Annotated in this window: 16 protein-coding genes; 12 read left to right on the forward strand and 4 right to left on the reverse strand. The window is 74.1% G+C overall.

Going from position 1 to position 17,343, the window contains the following annotated elements; translation table 11 throughout:
* Positions 1 to 2: 2 nt before the first annotated feature.
* Complete coding sequence (locus IPK24_09685; GenBank protein MBK8075822.1) at positions 3 to 899, reverse strand: amino acid ABC transporter substrate-binding protein; 897 nt, start codon at positions 897 to 899, stop codon at positions 3 to 5.
* Between the two features lie 122 nt (positions 900 to 1,021).
* Here IPK24_09685 and IPK24_09690 point away from each other — a divergent pair, with 122 nt between their 5' ends.
* The 5 genes from IPK24_09690 (at position 1,022) to IPK24_09710 (ending at position 4,398) form a co-directional block, all read left to right on the forward strand.
* Positions 1,022 to 1,387, forward strand: a complete 366-nt coding sequence (locus IPK24_09690; GenBank protein ID MBK8075823.1) for an NADH-quinone oxidoreductase subunit A — start codon at positions 1,022 to 1,024, stop codon at positions 1,385 to 1,387.
* Positions 1,384 to 2,022 carry an NADH-quinone oxidoreductase subunit B gene (locus tag IPK24_09695; GenBank protein MBK8075824.1) on the forward strand — a complete coding sequence of 213 codons (639 nt, stop codon included), beginning with the start codon at positions 1,384 to 1,386 and terminating at the stop codon, positions 2,020 to 2,022. The genes IPK24_09690 and IPK24_09695 overlap by 4 nt, the downstream gene beginning before the upstream one ends.
* Positions 2,019 to 2,690: an NADH-quinone oxidoreductase subunit C gene (locus tag IPK24_09700; protein ID MBK8075825.1), complete on the forward strand. Its 672-nt coding sequence runs from the start codon at positions 2,019 to 2,021 to the stop codon at positions 2,688 to 2,690. Before IPK24_09695 ends, IPK24_09700 begins: the two co-directional genes overlap by 4 nt.
* The gene (nuoH, locus tag IPK24_09705; GenBank protein MBK8075826.1) at positions 2,687 to 3,646 is read left to right on the forward strand and encodes an NADH-quinone oxidoreductase subunit NuoH; all 960 of its coding nucleotides are present in this window, start codon (positions 2,687 to 2,689) and stop codon (positions 3,644 to 3,646) included. The genes IPK24_09700 and nuoH overlap by 4 nt, the downstream gene beginning before the upstream one ends.
* Positions 3,647 to 3,750: 104 nt before the next feature.
* A complete protein-coding gene (locus IPK24_09710; GenBank protein ID MBK8075827.1) occupies positions 3,751 to 4,398 on the forward strand; it encodes a TetR/AcrR family transcriptional regulator in 648 nt (215 codons plus the stop codon).
* On the opposite strand, the gene IPK24_09715 is transcribed toward IPK24_09710, so the two are convergent.
* Positions 4,384 to 6,495, reverse strand: a complete 2,112-nt coding sequence (locus tag IPK24_09715; GenBank protein ID MBK8075828.1) for an MMPL family transporter — start codon at positions 6,493 to 6,495, stop codon at positions 4,384 to 4,386. The two genes, IPK24_09710 and IPK24_09715, sit on opposite strands and share 15 nt — an antisense overlap.
* An 88-nt stretch (positions 6,496 to 6,583) precedes the next feature.
* Between IPK24_09715 and IPK24_09720 the strand changes: the two genes are divergently transcribed.
* Positions 6,584 to 7,099 (forward strand): winged helix-turn-helix transcriptional regulator, encoded by a 516-nt coding sequence (locus tag IPK24_09720; protein MBK8075829.1) that lies wholly within the window; start codon positions 6,584 to 6,586, stop codon positions 7,097 to 7,099.
* A gap of 1,292 nt (positions 7,100 to 8,391) precedes the next feature.
* Here IPK24_09720 and IPK24_09725 read toward each other — a convergent pair.
* Both IPK24_09725 and IPK24_09730 read right to left on the reverse strand, forming a co-directional pair.
* Positions 8,392 to 8,907, reverse strand: a complete 516-nt coding sequence (locus tag IPK24_09725; protein ID MBK8075830.1) for a GNAT family N-acetyltransferase — start codon at positions 8,905 to 8,907, stop codon at positions 8,392 to 8,394.
* Positions 8,907 to 10,583, reverse strand: coding sequence for an NAD(P)/FAD-dependent oxidoreductase (locus IPK24_09730; GenBank protein MBK8075831.1), 1,677 nt, complete (start codon positions 10,581 to 10,583; stop codon positions 8,907 to 8,909). Before IPK24_09730 ends, IPK24_09725 begins: the two co-directional genes overlap by 1 nt.
* A gap of 31 nt (positions 10,584 to 10,614) precedes the next feature.
* Here IPK24_09730 and IPK24_09735 point away from each other — a divergent pair, with 31 nt between their 5' ends.
* From IPK24_09735 to IPK24_09760, 6 genes are read left to right on the forward strand one after another with little or no spacing between them, the layout of a single operon-like run.
* Positions 10,615 to 11,247 carry a 4Fe-4S binding protein gene (locus IPK24_09735; protein MBK8075832.1) on the forward strand — a complete coding sequence of 211 codons (633 nt, stop codon included), beginning with the start codon at positions 10,615 to 10,617 and terminating at the stop codon, positions 11,245 to 11,247.
* Entirely contained in the window at positions 11,244 to 11,756 is a 513-nt protein-coding gene (locus IPK24_09740) for an NADH-quinone oxidoreductase subunit J (protein ID MBK8075833.1), read from the forward strand. The genes IPK24_09735 and IPK24_09740 overlap by 4 nt, the downstream gene beginning before the upstream one ends.
* Positions 11,753 to 12,175 carry an NADH-quinone oxidoreductase subunit K gene (locus tag IPK24_09745; GenBank protein ID MBK8075834.1) on the forward strand — a complete coding sequence of 141 codons (423 nt, stop codon included), beginning with the start codon at positions 11,753 to 11,755 and terminating at the stop codon, positions 12,173 to 12,175. The genes IPK24_09740 and IPK24_09745 overlap by 4 nt, the downstream gene beginning before the upstream one ends.
* Positions 12,172 to 14,070, forward strand: coding sequence for an NADH-quinone oxidoreductase subunit L (locus IPK24_09750; protein ID MBK8075835.1), 1,899 nt, complete (start codon positions 12,172 to 12,174; stop codon positions 14,068 to 14,070). The genes IPK24_09745 and IPK24_09750 overlap by 4 nt, the downstream gene beginning before the upstream one ends.
* Positions 14,067 to 15,722 (forward strand): NADH-quinone oxidoreductase subunit M, encoded by a 1,656-nt coding sequence (locus tag IPK24_09755; GenBank protein MBK8075836.1) that lies wholly within the window; start codon positions 14,067 to 14,069, stop codon positions 15,720 to 15,722. The genes IPK24_09750 and IPK24_09755 overlap by 4 nt, the downstream gene beginning before the upstream one ends.
* The gene (locus tag IPK24_09760) at positions 15,719 to 17,323 is read left to right on the forward strand and encodes an NADH-quinone oxidoreductase subunit N (protein MBK8075837.1); all 1,605 of its coding nucleotides are present in this window, start codon (positions 15,719 to 15,721) and stop codon (positions 17,321 to 17,323) included. The genes IPK24_09755 and IPK24_09760 overlap by 4 nt, the downstream gene beginning before the upstream one ends.
* Positions 17,324 to 17,343 lie beyond the last annotated feature (20 nt).

Below are 17,343 nucleotides of genomic sequence, written 5' to 3' on the forward strand. Positions count from 1 at the left end.
GTTCAGCCCAGCACCGGGGCGCCCGCCGTGGTGGTCAGCCACTGAGCCTCGAGCTTCTTCAGGGTGCCGTCGGCACGCAGCGCGTCGACCGCCTGGCTCACGCAGCTGGTCAGCGGGCTGCCCTTGTCGAGCGCCAGGCCGAACTGCTCGGTGGCCGAGCCCGAGTTCGGCAGCTGGCCGACCAACAGCCCGTTGTCGATGCCGCCGTCCTTGGTGCCCACGGCCGACAGGAACAGGCCGGTCGGCAGGTCGACGACCAGGGCGTCGATCTGCCCGTTGGCGAGGGCCAGCTTCGCGTCGTCGTTGGAGTTGAAGACCGACGGCTTGCCCGACGGCGCGATGACCTCGGTGATCGCCTTGAAGCTCGTGGTGCCGGTCTGCGCGCCCAGCTTCAGGCCCTTCAGCTCGGCCACGGTCTTGACGGCCGCGGCCTTGCTGCCCTTGACCGTCACCACGGCCTGGGTCACGTCGTAGTACCCGGTGGAGAAGTCGATGTTCTTCTTGCGCTCATCGGTGATCGAGATCTGGTTGATGTCGAAGTCGAAGGCCTTCGCACCGGGGGCGATCACGCTGTTGAAGCTGGCCACGGTCCAGGTGACGTCGGTGGCGGCGAAACCCAGTTTGTCGGCGACGGCGTACGCCACGGCCGACTCGAAGCCCTTGCCGTTGCTCGGGGTGTCGTCGACGAACCACGGCGTGTAGGCGGGCTTGTCGGTGCCGATGGTCAGCTTGCCGGCGGTGTGCAGCTTCAGAGTCTCCTTGGAGCAGGCACTGGCGCTGGTGGAGGCGCCGGAGGCCGCCGGGGACGCCGACGTGGAGCCGGAGTCCTGCGGGGCGCAGGCGGTGACGCCCAGAGCGACACCGGCCATCAGGACGAGGAACGAACGGGTCGTGCGCATGACGGACAGCCTCCGAGAGAGCGGGCGGGACGCCCGCAGGTTACTGGGCACCACCGACAGCGCTGCGGCCCGTGTCCCGATCGTTGCCTGGACGGCCCGGGACGGCCTACTACAGTCGTGCCATGACCGGTGGGTCCTCGTGGGTGGTGGTCGGCGCGGTGGCCGCCGGTGGCGTGCTGTTCTTCGCCGTCGGCATGATGGCCAACCGCCTGTTGCGGCCCTCCGCCCCCACGGTCGAGAAACTCACCACGTACGAGAGCGGCGTCGACCCGGTCGGCCGCGGCTGGTCACAAACCCAGGTCCGCTACTACCTGTACGCCTTCCTCTACGTGGTGTTCGCGGTGGACGCGGTCTACCTGTTCCCGTGGGCCGTGGTGCTCGCCGACCTCGGGTGGACCGGGGTGGTCGAGATGGGGATCTTCCTCGGCATCCTCGCGGTGGGCCTGCTGCACGCCTGGCGCCGTGGCGCCCTGCGGTGGACTCCGTGAGCGCATCCGGGGCAGCCGGCCCCCCCGGCCCGACGAACACCACCGCGCTCTACCGACCCTCGCTCGGCCCGATCCAGGCGGTCGCGCCACACCCGTTGCGGTTGGTCCTCAACTGGGGGCGTCGCTACAGCCTGTGGGTGTTCAACTTCGGCCTGGCCTGCTGTGCCATCGAGTTCATCGCCGGCAGTATGGCCCGGCACGACTTCATCCGGCTCGGGGTGATCCCGTTCGCGCACGGACCTCGCCAGGCCGATCTGATGGTGATCAGTGGCACGGTCACCGACAAGATGGCGCCCGCCGTCCGGCGGCTCTACCAGCAGATGGCGGAACCGAAGTACGTGATCAGCTTCGGCGCCTGCTCCAATTCCGGCGGCCCCTACTGGGACTCCTACTGCGTCACCAAGGGGGTCGAGCAGATCATCCCGGTGGACGTGTTCGTCCCCGGTTGCCCACCTCGGCCCGAGGCTCTGCTGCAAGGGATCATCAAGCTGCAGGAGAAGATCGCCGCCGAGAACCTGAGCGAGCGCTACGCGGCTCGGGCGCATTCTCGCCGGCCGATCAGCGCCACCGCAGCCACCCGCCCCCTGGTGACCCGCGAGGCGCCGGATGCGTCGACCTCGGACCGGCCGCGATGACCACGTTGCGGACCGCCGCCGTCCAGGACGTGTTCGGCACCGGCCTGGGCACCGAGGTGGCCGTGACGCTGGACGGTGCGGGCACGCCCGTCGTCCAGGTGCCGGTCGAGCGCTGGGTGGAGGCGGCCGACCTGGCGCGCGGCGTCCTGGAACTCGACTTTCTCGACTGGCTGTCGGCGGTCGACGAGCCGGACGCCGACCCGGCGGGGATCGACATCGTGCTCCACGTCGCCGACTCCCGGGCGATCACCCGACGGCTGCTGCTGCGCACCCGGGTGGACGCCGCGGCGCCCCGCCTGCCCTCACTGACCGGGCTGTGGGCCGGGGTGGCCTGGCACGAGCGTGAGACCTTCGAGATGTTCGGCGTCGTCTTCGACGACTTCGTCGACGGTCAGCTGGCACCTGGCTCGGGCGGATCAGGCGGACCAGGTGGACCCGGCAATCCCGGTGCCGGCAGCCCGCTGGGTCTGCGACCGCTGCTGCTGCCCGACGGCTTCGAGGGGACGCCGCTGCGCAAGTCCTTCGTCCTGGCCGCCCGGGTGAGCAAGGCCTGGCCCGGCGCCAAGGAGCCGGGCGAGAGCGAGGGCGGTGCGCCCAGCCGGCGCGCGACGCGGCCTCCGGGCGTGCCCGATCCGGCGGTGTGGGGTCCGCACGAGGCAGGCCGATGAACGACCTGGTCGAGGTGCTGGTCCGAGCGGGCTGCGTGGTGGCCGCGTTCCTGGTGCTCCCCCTGCTCGTGGGTCAGGCCGAGCACAAGGTGATGGCACACATGCAGGGCCGGCTCGGCCCGATGTACGCCGGCGGGTTCCACGGCTGGGCGCAACTCGTCGCCGACGGCGTCAAGTTCGCCCAGAAGGAGGCGATCGTCCCCGCCGCCGCCGATCGTGCGGTGTTCCGGCTCGCCCCCGCGGTCGCCCTGGTGCCGTACCTGGTGGCCCTGGCCGCCATTCCGCTGTCGCCCTCCCTGGTGGCCGCCGATCTGGACTCCGGGCTGCTGTTCGTGCTCGCCGCGAGCGCGGTCGGGGTGCTGGGCACCCTGATGGCCGGGTGGTCCAGTGCGAACAAGTACGGCCTGCTCGGAGCGATGCGTTCGGCTGCTCAGCTGTTGGCCTACGAGCTGCCCATGGTGCTGGCCGCCGCCAGCGTGGCGCTGGCCGCCGGCTCCCTGAACCTGGTGACGATCGCCCAGGCCTGGCACCCCTGGTGGCTGCTGTGGCAGGCGCCGGCGGGCTTCGTCTTCGTGGTGGCGGGCCTGGCGGAACTGCAGCGGCCACCGTTCGACATCCCGGTGGCCGACTCGGAGATCGTCGCCGGCCCCTACACCGAGTACGGCGGGTTGCGGTTCGCCCTGTTCCTGCTGGCCGAGTACGCCGGGATCGTGCTCCTCGGCGGGCTCACCGCGGTGCTCTTCCTGGGCGGGTGGCGGGGCCCCTTCGACGGGGTGCTGGGCCCGGTGTGGATGCTGCTGAAGATGTTCGCGGTGGCCGTGGTCGTGATCTGGCTGCGGGTGTCCTGGCCGCGGATGCGAGCCGATCAGTTACAGCGTCTGGCGTGGGGCCTGCTGGTGCCGCTGGCCCTGTTGCAACTGGCGGTCACGGCAATCGCCGTCGCGGCGCGGGGTTAGCAGGTTAGGGTTTCCTTAAATATCCGGTCCGTGTTCGGCCCTGCACGAAGCGGAGGCGAAGGGCAATGGGGCGTCCCAGACGCCAAGAACCCCGTCGTGCCCAATTGCTCGCTGCCACACAGCGCGTACTGGAGCGTGACGGGCTGGTCGGCCTGCGCGTCCGTGAGATAGCGGCCGAAGCGGGGGTGAGCCCGGCCTCGGTTCTGTACTACTTCCCGGACTCGTTCCAGCTCGCCGTCCTCACCCTGGGGCAGATCGCCCGGGAGTCGGCCTCCGAGCGCGCAGCGATCGCTGCGTCGATACCGCATCCCTACCAGCGGCTCGTGGCGTTGGTGCTGCAGGACGTCGCCGACCCGCTCCCGAGCATCCGTCGCGCCTTCTGCGAGATCCCGAGCAAGGCCACCGATCACCCCGAGCTCGCGGCACTGCTGGAGTTCGTGCTGCAGGATCAGATCGCGGTGTTCCAGGCCGCTGTCGAGGACGGTGTGCTGTCCGGACACCTGCCGGCGGACATCGACGCCCACCTCGCCGCGCGCGCCCTGGTCGCCCTGCTGCGGGTGACCGACGTCTGCCGCCTCGCCGGGCTGCAGACCACTCTGGCGGCGCGCGAGCATCTGCTGGCCCAGTTGGACGCGTTGGTTCGCCCCCGGCCCGCGCCGACGGACCACGGGGGCGGCCAGCCCTACGACCGCCCCCGCGAGGTGGCTACCCGGCCCGATCGTGCGGCGCAGCTGGGCTCACCGCGGGTCTGACCCCACCGGGGTTGCCGGCTGCCCACCGAGCGCTGTGGCCGGTGCCGCGAGGCGACGCGGCCACCAGAACCGGTCGCCGAGCACGACGGCGATGGCCGGCACCAACACGGTGCGTACCACCAGGGTGTCGAGCAGGACACCGACGCAGATGATCACGCCGATCTGGGCCAGCACGACCAGGGGCAGCACCCCGAGGACGGCGAACACGGCGGCGAGCAGGATGCCGGCACTGGTGATCACCCCGCCGGTCGCGGTGAGGGCACGCAGCATGCCCGCCCGGGATCCGTGGGCGACGGCCTCCTCCTGCGCCCGGGTCACCAGGAAGATGTTGTAGTCCACACCGAGGGCGACCAGGAACAGGAACGTGGTCAGCGGTGCCCCGCCGTCCAGGGCCTCGAACCCGAACACCCCGGTGAACAGCCACCACGAGGCGCCCAGCGCGGCCAGGTACGTGGCCACCACGGTGAGCACGAGGATCACCGAGGCGGTGACCGAGCGCAGCAGCACCAGCAGTGCGCCGACCACCAGGGCCAGGATCACCGGGAAGATCACCAATCGGTCGCGGCTGTTCCCCGCGGCTTCGTCGAGCGACGCGGCCTCGGTGCCGCCGACGTAGCTCTCGGGGACGGCGGCCAGCGCGGTGCGCAGGTCACGCACCGACTGCTCGGCGGCGTCGCTGCCGGGGGCGGCGGTCAGCACGACGTCCACCTGCGAGATGCCACCGGCGGTGACCGAGGTGCGGGCCGAGGCCACCCCGGGCACGTCCTCGACCGCGGCGAGCACCTGCTTCGGGTCGCTCTTGGTGATCACCACGGTGGGGTCGGAGCTCCCGGCCGGGAAGGACTGCCCGAGCCGCTCGGCGGCGGTGATGGCCTCGGGGGTGCGCAGGAACTGGTCCGACAACGAGAGCCCGGTGCGGACCTGGGTGAGCCCCAGGGACATGCCCGCCAAGACCACCAGGGTGACGGCGACGAAGGTGCGCGGCCGGGCGGCGACCTGATCACCGACCCGGCGCCACACCGAGCGGGTGTCGACGAGCTGGGCCTGGCCCACGTGGGGCACCAGCGGCCAGAACACCCAGCGGCCGAACAGCACCAGCACGCACGGCAGCACGATCAACGCGAAGCCGGCGGCCACGACGATGCCCACGGCGCTGGACAGGCCGAGGCCGCGGGTGGAGGGGAAGACCGACAACAGCAGCGTGAGCACACCCAGGACCACGGTCACCGCGCTGGACAGGATGGCCTCGCCGGCCCGGCGCACGGCAGCGGTCATGGCGACATAGCGGTCCGGCGTCAGGCGTAGCTCGTCGCGATAACGCGAGATCAGCAGCAGGGCATAGTCGGTGCCGGCGCCGAAGACCAGCACCGAGAGGATGCCGATCGTGGACTCGTCCCAGGCAACGTCGAAGGTCTTCAGCACGTGGGTCGCGGCCACCGCGGCCAGCCGGTCGGCGATCCCGACCACGATCAGCGGGATCAGCCACAGCGTGGGACTGCGGTAGGTGATCAGCAGCAGGATGGCGACCACGGAGGCCGTGGCGATCAGCAGGTTCACATCGGCGCCGTCGAACACCGCACCGAGGTCGGCCTGGATGGCGGCCGGTCCGGTGACCTGAACGCTCACCCCGTCGGGGGCCTGGGCGCGCAGTTCGGCGCGCAAGGTCTTGATGACCTCGATGTTCTCGGTGGCATCGGTGCCCGAGACCGGCAGGACGGCGAGGGCCGCGGTGCCGTCCTGGCTCACGGTCACCGGCGGCGGGCCGCCGGCGGCACCGCCGTTCCCGCCACTCGCGGTGCCGGTGCCGGCCGAGGTCGCCAGGCGAGCCGTGATCTGCTGGGTGAGTTCGGTGACCGCCGCTGGTGCCAGGCGGCCGGACTCGGCCGTGAACAGCACGATCGCGGTCGACCCCTCGCCCTGGGGCAGCGTCCCCTGGAGTTCGAGGGCCGTCGTGCTGTCGGCGGCCACCGGGCGGTTGTCGGTGGGCGAGGGCGAGCGTTCGGCCTCACCCAGCCCGGCGATGGCGCCCAGGCCGATGACGATCATGATCAGCGCCACCCACCACGAACGACGGCGGTGGATGTGTGCGGTGGTCATCCTCACGGTCGACCCTCGATCCCTCGGTAGGTTCACAGGCGGTGTGTCACGATGTGACCAGCAAGTTGCTAAGGAGGTCACTCACATGATGAGCGATCCTAGGTCGGACTCACCGGCACCGGCAAGCGGGGACAGCGTGGCCGAGGGGTCGAATCAGGCCTTCGTGGCGGCAGGCGGACTGCACAGTTCGTCGCTGACCGCATTGCGCGAGTTGCTGGAACTGGGGGCGAAGGTCGGGCCCGCCGTGGCGCGCCGCGCCCAGCTGAGCCATTCGGAACTGGCTGCCCTCGAAGTGCTCATGGAGCACCCGCACCCGCTCGGCCCGGTGGACCTGTCCCGCGAGCTCGGGGTCACCTCGGCGGCGGGCTCGGGCATCGTCGATCGCCTGGAGGCGCGCGGTCACGTCAGTCGACAGGCGCACGCCACGGATGGCCGCCGCACTCAGGTGGTGATCACCACCTCGGGCCGCGAGGAGGTGCTCGGGTACCTGATGCCGATGTTCGTCGAGCTCGCCCGGCTCGACGCCGTTCTCGACGAGGCCGAGCGCGCTCTGATCACCCGCTACCTGCACGGCGCCGTCGCTGCCGTCCGTCGCCTGCTCTGACCTTGGTGGGGGGAGGGGGGGGGGGGGGGGGGGGGGGGGGGGGGGGGGGGGGGGGGGGGGGGGGGGGGGGGGGGGGGGGGGGGGGGGGGGGGGGGGGGGGGCGGGGGCGGGCGGGGGGGGGGGGGGGGGGGGGGGGGGGGGGGGGCGGGGGGGGGCGGGGGGGGGGGGGGGGGGGGGGGGGGGGGGGGGGGGGGGGGGGGGGGGGGGGGGGGGGGGGGGGGGGGGGGGGGGGGGGGGGGGGGGGGGGGGGGGGGGGGGGGGGGGGGGGGGGGGGGGGGGGGGGGGGGGGGGGGGGGGGGGGGGGGGGGGGGGGGGGGGGGGGGGGGGGGGGGGGGGGGGGGGGGGGGGGGGGGGCGGCGGGGGGGGGGGGGGGGGGGGGGGGGGGGGGGGGGGGGGGGGGGGGGGGGGGGGGGGGGGGGGGGGGGGGGGGGGGGGGGGGGCGGGGGGGCCCGGGGGGGCGGGGGGCCCGGGCCGGGGGGGGGGCCGCGGGGGGGGGCGCGGGGGGCCGGGGGGGGCCGGGGGGGGGGGGCCGGCGGCGGGGGGGGGGGGGCGGGCGGCCCGGGGGGGCGGGGGGGGGCGGCCCGCCGGGGGGGGGCGGGGGGGGGGGGGGGCGGCCGGCGCGGGGCGGGGGGGGGGGGGGGGGGGGGGGGGGGGGGCGGGCGGGCCCGGGGGCGGGGGGGGCCCCGCGGCCCCCCCCGGGGCCCGGGGGCGGGGGCCGGGCCCCCCCCGCCGGCCGGCGGGGGGGGGGGCGGGGGGGGGGGGGGGGGGGGGGGGGGGGGGCCCGGGGGGGGGGGCCGGGGCGCGGCCGGGGGGGGGGGGCCGGGGGGGCCGGGGCCGGGGGGCGGGCCCGGGGGGGGGGCCCGCGGGCCGCCCGGCCGGGGGGGGGGGGGGGGGGGGGGGGGGCGGGGGGGCCCGGGCCGGGGGGGGGGGGGCGGCCGGGGCCGGCCCGCCCGGGGGGGGGGCCCCCCCGGGGGGGGCCCCCCCGGGGGCCCCGGGCCCGGGGGCCCCCCGCCCCCCCGGGCCCCCCCCGGGCCGGGGGGGGCCGCCCCCGCCCCGGCGCCGCCCCCCGGGGGCCGCCCCCCCGGCCCCGGCCCGCGCGGGGGCCCCCCGGGGCCCCCCCCCCCCCCCCCGGCCCCGGCCCGGCCCGCCCCCCCCCGGGCCCCCCCCCCCCCCCGCGCCCCCCGCCGCGGGGGGCGGGGGCGCGGGGGGGGGCCCCCCCCCCCCCCCCCCCCCCCCCCCCCCCCGAGAGCTCATGCAATTCGTGCACGGTGTGGGGGACGCCAGGCGAAGGGTTACCGCGGTTCACGTCCCAGGGTTTTGGCCAAGTGCACCAACTGGTAGGGCGGCGCGGGGGGTGGGGCACCGGCGTCGGTGCGATGGGTCTCGACGTATCCGTGGCGGGTGTACAGCGTCAGGTTGGTAGCGCTGTGCTCGCCGGTGAACAGCAGGATGCGTTGAACCTGCTGGGGCGCAACGGATTCCACGGCGATCAACAGGCGGGTGCCGAGCCCGGTACCCTGCTGGTCGGGGACGACGACCAGCCGGCTGAGCAGCGCCTCCGGCGCGCCCGGCGGGGTGCGTAACCGCACGGCGGCGACCAGTCGACCGGCGGTGCGCAGGCCCAGTGCCACCACCTCGGGTGAGACGAGTTCGGCGAGCACCTGCGGCAGGGTCTGGGTCAGCGGTGGCAGGTTCGGGTCCTGGTGCAGCCGGGCTTGATCGGCATAGGCGCTGCGCTGCACGGTGAGCAGCTCGCCGGCGTCCGTGGCACTGAGCCGAACCAGCTCGAACCGGTCGGTCCGGCTCATCATGACCGGCCCAGCCGTCGGCGCCACCGCTCCCGCCGCCGGTCGGCCAGGATCTGCCGGACGACGTTGCGCCCCGGGATACCGGTCACCCCGCCGCCGCCGTGGGTTCCCGACCCGGCCTGATAGAGCCCGCGCACCGGGGTGCGCAGGTCGGCGTACCCGGCGGCCGGCCGGGCGTGGAACATCTGCCCGACGGTGAGTTCGCCGTGAAAGATGTTGCCGCCGATCAGGTGGTAGTCGTGCTCCATCTGCCAAGGGCCGATCACCTGGCGGTGCAGCACCGAGTCGGCGAAACCCGGTGCCACGGCGTCCATTCGGGCCACCACGCGGTCGGCGTAGGTCGCCAGCTCGTCCTCGTGGGCCGCGGGATCGTCAGCCCCCGCCCAGGTGTGCGGCACCCACTGGGTGAACATCGAGACCACGTGCTGACCGGGCGGCGCCAACGAGTCGTCGAGCACCGACGGAATGCAGACATCGGCGAACGGCAGCCGCGCGGCACGGCCGGCGACGGCATCGGTGAAGGCGCCCTCGACGTCGTCCAGGCTCTCGGCCAGCACGATGGTGCCGCCGTACACCCGGGGATCGAACTCGGGGTGGGCGGTGAACGTCGGCAGTCGATCGACGGCCAGGTTCACCTTCACCGTGCCGCTGCGCGAGTGCCAACCCTCGATGTCGGCCACGAAGTCGGCCGGCAGGTGCGCCCGGTCGACCAGCCGCAGGAACGAGATCTGGGGGTGAGCGGTGGTCACCACCACGGGTGCGGTGAGCCGGGTGCCGTCGTCGAGCATCACCCCGCTGGTACGTGGGCCGGCGCCGGTGTCGGTCACCTCGATCCGGGCGACGGGGCTGGAGGTGCGCAGCTGCGCACCGAACGAGCGCGCGGCGGCGGCCAGTGCGGAGGTCACCCCGCCCATGCCGCCCCGCGGGAAACCCCAGGTGCCGGAAGGGGTCTGGTGCTGCGGCGTGGTGGTGCCGTCCTCGACGCCGCCGAGATGGTGGTGGAGCATCACGTACCCGGTGCCCGGACTGCGCGGGCCGGCCCAGGTGCCGATCACCCCAGAGACCGACAGCACGCCGCGCAGGGCGTCCGAGACGAATCGCGGCTCGACCAGGTCGGCGATCGAGGACGACGCCAGCCGGGCCAGGTCGACCGCGGCGCGGGTGTCGATACCCGCCAGTCGGCGCAGCAGCCACGCCTGCCGCGCCAGATCGCCCGGACGCCGCGAGCCCAGGGCCGGGGGGATGTCGCCCAGCAGCGGCCCCAGCAGTGCGCCGAGGCGACCCATGTCGCGTTCCCAGCGTTCGTACGCCTCGGCGTCCGCGGGGTGGAAGGCGGCGATCGCCTCGGCCCGCCGACGCGGGTCGTCCCACAGGATCAGCGCGCGCCCGTCGCGGCGCGGCGCCACGTAGGGACCCTGCGGGAAGACGTGATAGCCGTGCCGCTCGAGCTGCAACGCCGAGACCAGCGAGGGCGGCAGCAGCGAAACCACGTACGACAGCGAGGTCACCGTGTAGTCCGGCCCGAAGGGGTGCTCGCTCACCGCGGCGCCGCCCACGATGTCGCGCGCCTCACAGACGCACACCGACAGTCCCTCGCGCGCCAGCAGCCCGGCGGCCACCAATCCGTTGTGCCCACCACCGACCACGATCACATCGAAGGCACTCTCACGCTGCACGCCGCCACCGTAGCGATGGCAGGATGCACGCGTGAGCGCGCAGCAGCCCGGCGACCCAGCCCGGGGCAGCAGGGGCACCGGGTACGGGGGTGGCCTGCTGCGTGGCCTGGCGACCACGGCCGCGACCCTGCTCAAACCGACCCACACCGCCGAGTACCCCGACGTGCCCCCGTCGTTGCCGCCGCGCAGCCGCGGCGTGATCGCCCTGGTGCAGGAGAACTGCACCGTCTGCATGCTGTGCGCCCGGGAGTGCCCCGACTGGTGCATCTACATCGACTCCCACAAGGAGACGCTGCCCGCCGTCGGGGCCGGCCGCGCCCGCCAGCGCAACGTGCTCGATCGGTTCGCGATCGACTTCTCGCTGTGCATGTACTGCGGCATCTGCATCGAGGCGTGCCCGTTCGACGCGCTCTACTGGGCACCCGAGTTCGAGTACGCCGAGTTCGACATCGCCGACCTGTTGCACGAGAAGGAGCGGCTCTCGGGCTGGCTGGCCAGCGTGCCGCCCCCGCAGCAGCTCGACGAGGCCGCCGAGGAGTCCAAGGAGATCGGTGCCTCCGCCCGACGCATCCCCGTCGAGGCGCCGCCGGTGGACGAGGAGGCCGTGGTCGCGACCGAGCCCACCGGACTGCCGCTGGCCCAACCCCCGCAGGAATCCTCGTGAGCGGCGTCGAGGTGGTGTTCGTCGTCTTCGCCCTGGTCGCCGCGGGGGCTGCGGTGCTCGCCGTGACCAGCCGTCAGGTGGTGCACGCCGCGCTGTGGCTGGTGCTGGCCCTCGGCGCCGTGGCCGGGGTCTACCTGACCTTGGCCGCCGAGGTGGTCGCGCTGGTGCAGCTGCTGGTCTACGTCGGGGCGGTCGTCGTCCTGGTGTTGTTCGCCCTGATGCTCACCCGGGCCCCGATCGGGGTGCGCAAGGACCTGGACGCCGCCCCGCCACGACGCGTGGTCGCCGCCGTCGCGGGGGTGAGCGTGGCCGCCCTGATCGCCGGAACCCTGCTCACCGCGGTCGGCACCGCGCAGGAGGTACCGGCCGGTGACGGCACGGCGTCCGGGCTGGGCCAGGCGATCTTCACCGGGTGGGTGCTGCCGTTCGAGCTGCTGTCGGTGCTGTTGCTGGCCGCTCTGGTGGCCGCCATCGCCGTCTCACGGGGTGGGCCGGGTGGTCCGTCGTGATCCACCTCGCCGGCCCGGTGCTGCTGGTGGCCGTGCTCGCCGGGGCCGGGGTGTACGGCATCCTCGCCCGGCGCAACGCCGTCCTGGTGCTCATCGGTGCCGAACTGCTGCTGGCCGCGGCCGGGGTGCTGTTGGTGCTGGGCTCGGCCCTGCCGGCCGGCGGGCTGATCGCGCAGGCGGCCCGGGCGCCGGAGATCTCGGCCCGGATGGGTGACCCGCTGGTGTCCGGTCAGGTGGCCACCATCATGTTGATCACCATCGCCGCCGCGGAGATCGGCCTGGCCCTGGCCGTGGTGCTGCTGCTGTTCCGGGCCCGCGCCACCAGCGACCTGACCGTCGTCCGCGAACTGGGCGAGGCCTCACCGACCTACACCGACCACCCGAGCGTGGCGCCCCGGAATACCGAGGACGTCTCGTGACCACTGTCGCTGTGCTGCTGACCATCTTCATCCCGGTGACGTTCGCCGTCGTCGGGATCGCCTTCGGGCGTCGGTCGTCGTTGTGGGCCGCAGAGGCCGGCCGGATGGGCGCGCTGGCCGGCCTGGCCGCCGCCGGGCTCGAGGCCTATGGCGTGTTCACCAGCGGCACGGGCGAGGTGGTCACCGGCATCAAGCTGCTGGGTGCGGCCGACCTGGGCAGCACGACGATCGCGCTGGAGCTGCGGGCCGATCAGCTCTCGGCGCTGGTCGCGGTGGCGGTCGCGCTGGTCGCCTTCTGCGTGCAGGTCTACTCGGTGGGCTATCTCGCCCCTGACCAGCATTCGGGCACGGAGCACGACGCGCCGCCGACGCGCTACCCCGCCTATGCCGCTGCGGTGTCCCTGTTCACCGCCGCGATGATGCTCGTCGTCCACGCCGATGACCTGATCCTGCTGGTGATCGGCTGGGAGGTGATGGGCGCCTGCTCCTACCTGCTGGTCGGTCACCACAGCGAACGGGCCAGCGCCCGTGCTGCCGCGGTCAAGGCGTTCCTGGTCACCCGGGTCGGCGACCTGGGTGTGCTGATCGCGGTCGTCGTCCTGCTCGCGGGGGCGGGCACCACCTCGATCCACCGGCTGATCGAGCAGGCCGACACCCTGCCGAACGGCACCGTGACGGCCGCCGCCCTGCTGTTGCTGATGGGGGTGGCGGGCAAGTCGGCCCAGTTCCCGTTGCACACCTGGTTGCCGGACGCCATGGAGGGCCCCACGCCGGTCTCGGCGCTGATCCACGCTGCCACCATGGTCGCTGCCGGGGTGTTCCTGGTGGCCCGGCTGCTGCCGCTGTTCCTGGCCGCGGACGGCGCCCTGACGGTCGCCGCGGTGATCGCCTCGATCACCATGCTCGGCGCGGCGCTGGCAGCGCTGGCGCAGGACGACCTGAAGCGGCTGCTGGCCTGGTCGACGATCAGCCAGGTCGCGTACATGCTCGCCGGCGTCGCCGTGGCCCAGTCGGGGACCGCGACCGGGCCGGGGATCTTCCACCTGCTCACGCACGCCGGGTTCAAGGCGCTGCTGTTCCTGGTCGCCGGGTGTGTCACGCACCTGGCCGGCTCGACCCTGTTCACGCGCATGGGCGGGCTGCAGCGCAGCCACCCGGCGTTGGCGGGATTGTTCGGCCTGGGGCTGGCGGCGCTGGCGGGGGTGCCGCCGCTGGGCGGCTTCTGGTCGAAGGAGGCCGTGCTCACCGCCGCCGAGCAGGCCGCGCGCGAGGGCGCCGGCTGGCCCGCCTGGGTGGTGCTCGGCAGCGGTTTGCTCACCGCGCTGGTCACCGGCCTGTACGCGGCGCGGGCCTACGCCCTGGTGGCCCTCGGCCCCGCTGCCGAGGGTGCCGCTGAGCACCACGCCGAGCACCCCTCGCTGCCGTCGTCGATGATCTGGCCGCTGTGGTTGCTCGCCGTGCCGACCGCGCTGCTCGGCCTGCTGCTGATCCACCCGCCGGCGTTGCTGGCGGCCACGCACGTCGACCCGCTGACCGCCTTCACCGGCGCGATCCTGTCGCTGGCCGGCATCGGCTGGGCGCTGTCCGCGCCGCGCCTGGGTACCGCCGACATCGCGCTGGCCTTGCCGGACGGTGTGCGCGCCTTCCTGCGCGACGGGTACCGGCTGGACGACGTCCAGCAGGCGGTCGTGGTGCGGCCCTACCGGGTGCTGGCCCGCCTGGTCGGTGCGGGTGATCGGGAGGTCGTCGATGCCTACCCGCGCGGGCTGGTGGTGGCGGTGCGCTGGGCCGGGCTCGGGTTGCGCCGCTTCGGGGACGGTATGGCGACCTCGTATGTCGGGTGGGCGGTGGCCGGCGCCGTCGTGCTCGGGCTGGCGGGGGTGGTGCTGTCATGAGCCGCACGCCGGCCGACGTGGTGGGGGCCTGGTCACTCGCCGCCCTGGTGCTGGTGCCGCTGCTGAGTGCGCTGGCCCTGCTGGTCGTGCGGGGTCTGGCGGCGCGTACCGCCGCGCTCATCGGGACGGCGAGCGCCACCGTGACGCTGGCCCTGGCCGTCGCGGCGGCGCTGACCGCCGCGCCCTTCGACGGCCACGGCGTGGGCGGGCCGGGTGGCCCGGGCCTGGACCTGAACCTGGACTGGATCCCGGCGCTCGGCGTCCGGCTGCATCTGGGCCTGGACGGCATCTCGGTGCCGTTGGTGCTGCTCACCGCGGTGCTCACGTTGCTGGTCTGTGCCCACCTGATCCGGGTGCAGCCGACGGCAGGGCGGGTGGGCGGCCTGGTGGCGTGTGTGCTGGCGGTCGAGGGCGGTGCACTGGGCACGTTCCTGGCGCTCGACCTGGTGGTCTTCTTCGTCGCCTTCGAGACCGTGCTGGTACCGATGTGGTTCGTCATCGCCCGCTGGGGGGATGACACCCAGCCGGCCTTGAACCCGCCGTCCGGCGCCCCGCGCCTGGGCGGTGAGGCGGCCCGGCGGGACGCCGCGAACCGGTTCGTGTTCTACACCGTCACCGGGTCGGCGCTGATGCTGCTCGGCCTGCTGCTCGTGGCCGTCGGCTCGGGCACCACGGACCTGGTCGAGCTGGCGCAGCGCCGGGGTGCGGGGCTGGACTCGGGCGTGCAGACCATCGCCGCCTGCCTGCTGGTGCTGGGTCTGGCGGTCAAGGCGCCGATGTTCCCGCTGCACACCTGGCTGCCGCCGGCCCACACCATCGCCCCGACCGGGGGATCGGTGCTGCTGGCCGGGGTGCTGCTCAAGCTGGGTACGTACGGGTTGGTGCGCGTCGTCGTCCCGGTGGTGCCGGAGGGGCTGCGGGCGATCGCCCCGGTGCTCGGTGCGTTCGGGGTGGCGGGCATCCTGTGGGCGGGGTTGGCCTGCTTCGTCGAGCGCGACCTCAAACGCCTGATCGCGTTGTCGTCGGTGGCACACATGGGGTTCGTGCTGTTGGGTGTCGCCACGATGACGCCCGAGGGATTGCAGGGGGCACTGTTCGCCAACGTCGCGCACGGGGTGATCACGGGCCTGCTGTTCCTCGTCGTCGGCGCCGTCAAGGACCGTCACCACACCGCCGAACTGGCCCTGCTCGACCGCAACCTGCGCGACCGGCTGCCCCGGCTGGGCTGGTTGTTGGCCTTCGGGGCGCTGGCCGGGCTGGGCCTGCCCGGCCTGGCGGGGTTCTGGGGAGAGTTGCTGGCGATCGCCGGGGCATGGCGCGCCGACTCGGCGCTCGGGGTGATCTCGCGCCCGGCCGCGGTGTTGGCGGCGATCGGCACCGTGATCGCGGCGGTCTACCTGCTGCGGGTGTTGCGTCAGTTGTGGCACGGGCCGGTCGGATCCGGTCCCTCGGCCGAAGCTGCCGAGCCCGATGGCGCACCCGGGGTTGGCGCAGACGTGATCACGGGTCGGTTCATCGGCGATGCCACCGGGCACGAGGTGGCCGTGGCGGCGCCGCTGGTGCTCGCCACGATCGCGCTCGGGCTGCTGCCGGCGATCCTGTTGCAGGTCACCGGGCCGGCCGTGCGTCTGATGCTCGGAGGAACACCGTGATCGCCGCCCGGCTCGCGGCCCAGCCCACGCTCGGGGTCGGCGTCAGCTGGGATCTGCTGGCCGTCGTCATCGCACCGGTTGTCGCTGTGGTGCTCGTGCTGCTGCTCGATGCGCTGGCGCCCGCCGGGTGGCGGGGCGGTCGGCTGCTGACGGCGCTGCTGGACGGCGTGAGTCTGCTCGGCCTGCTCGCCGCCGGTGGGTTCCTGGTCTGGCAGTGGCGCTCGCCGTCCGTGGCGCTGGGGCAGCGTACGCCGACCCTGTGCGGGGGCACCGAGGACTCCCTCGGCCTGTCCCAATGTGCCTGGATGAGTTCGGGTTTGACGCTCACCCTGCAGTCGGTGGTCGTGCTCGCCGCGCTCGTGACGCTGTTGCTCGCCCTCGACGGCAGCGGCGCTCGCGACCGGACGGCGCACCATGTGCTGTTCCTGACCGCCGTGACCGGGGCGCTGGCATTGGCCGGCGTGCGCGACGTGGTGAGCCTGATGGTCGCCCTCGAACTGGCCACGTTGCCCGCGGTCGGCCTGGTCGGGTTGCGCCGCGATGCGGCGGGCGCGCAGGGCGCGCTGACCTTCCTCTACACCGCGATCGTCTCGCTCGGGCTGCTCGCCCTCGGTGCGGGCATGTTGCTGCTGGCCACCGGATCGCTGTACCTGCAACAGATCTCGATCGCGCTGTCGGACCCCGCGGTGCCCGGTTCGGCTCGGGCGGTCGCGGTGCTGGGTGTCGTGTTCGCCCTGGCCGGGGTCGGCTACAAGTTGTCGCTGGTGCCGTTCCACCTGTGGACGCCCGACACCTACGCCGGAGCGCCGTTGCCGGTGGCCGCGTTCCTGTCCACGGTCTCGAAGATCGCCGGACTGGCCGCCGTGGTGATGCTGCTGATGGTCGGGGCGCCGTCCCTGGGCGCCGTGTGGGCGCCGTTGGTCGGCTTCGTCGCGGTGGCGACCATGACGGTGGGCAACATCCTCGCCTTGCGCCAGCACGTCGCCGTCCGGCTGCTGGCCTGGTCAACCGTGGCTCAGGCGGGCTGGGTGCTGTTGCCGCTGGCGGCTGGGGCACCCGGGGCCACGTTCGGACTGCTCACGGCAGGCAACCCGCAGCCGGTCGTCGCGGCGTCCGTGGGGTATCTGGCCGCCTACGTGGCGGCGAGCCTGGCGGCGTTCGGCGTGGTGGTGGTGCTGTCCCGGCACGTGGTGGCCGCCGAGGAGCACACCCTGGACTCCTACCGCGGCCTGGCCCGCCGCGAGCCGGTGGCCGCCGCGGTACTCGGCTTCGCGCTGCTCTGCCTGGCCGGTCTGCCTCCCGGCGTGATGGGCCTGATCGCCAAACTGCTCGCCGTGCGCCCTTTGGTGGACGCCGGCGCCTGGTTCTTCGCCGTCGCAGCGGCTCTCAACGTGGCGCTCGGCGTGGCCTACTACCTGCGCTGGACCGCCCTGCTGGTCGCCGCCCCCGCCACCTCGGACGACGGCACACCGCTCCCGGTACCCACCTGGCAGGTGCGCCCCGCCGAAGGCCTGGCCATCGCCGCCGGCGCCCTGGCCTGCCTCCTGCTCTCCGTCCACCCCCAACTCCTGGCAGGCCTCCTCCGCACCGGCCTCCTCTAACCCACCCCACCCACCCCCAC

Source organism: Kineosporiaceae bacterium (genome assembly GCA_016713225.1).
Lineage (GTDB): Bacteria > Actinomycetota > Actinomycetes > Actinomycetales > Kineosporiaceae > JADJPO01.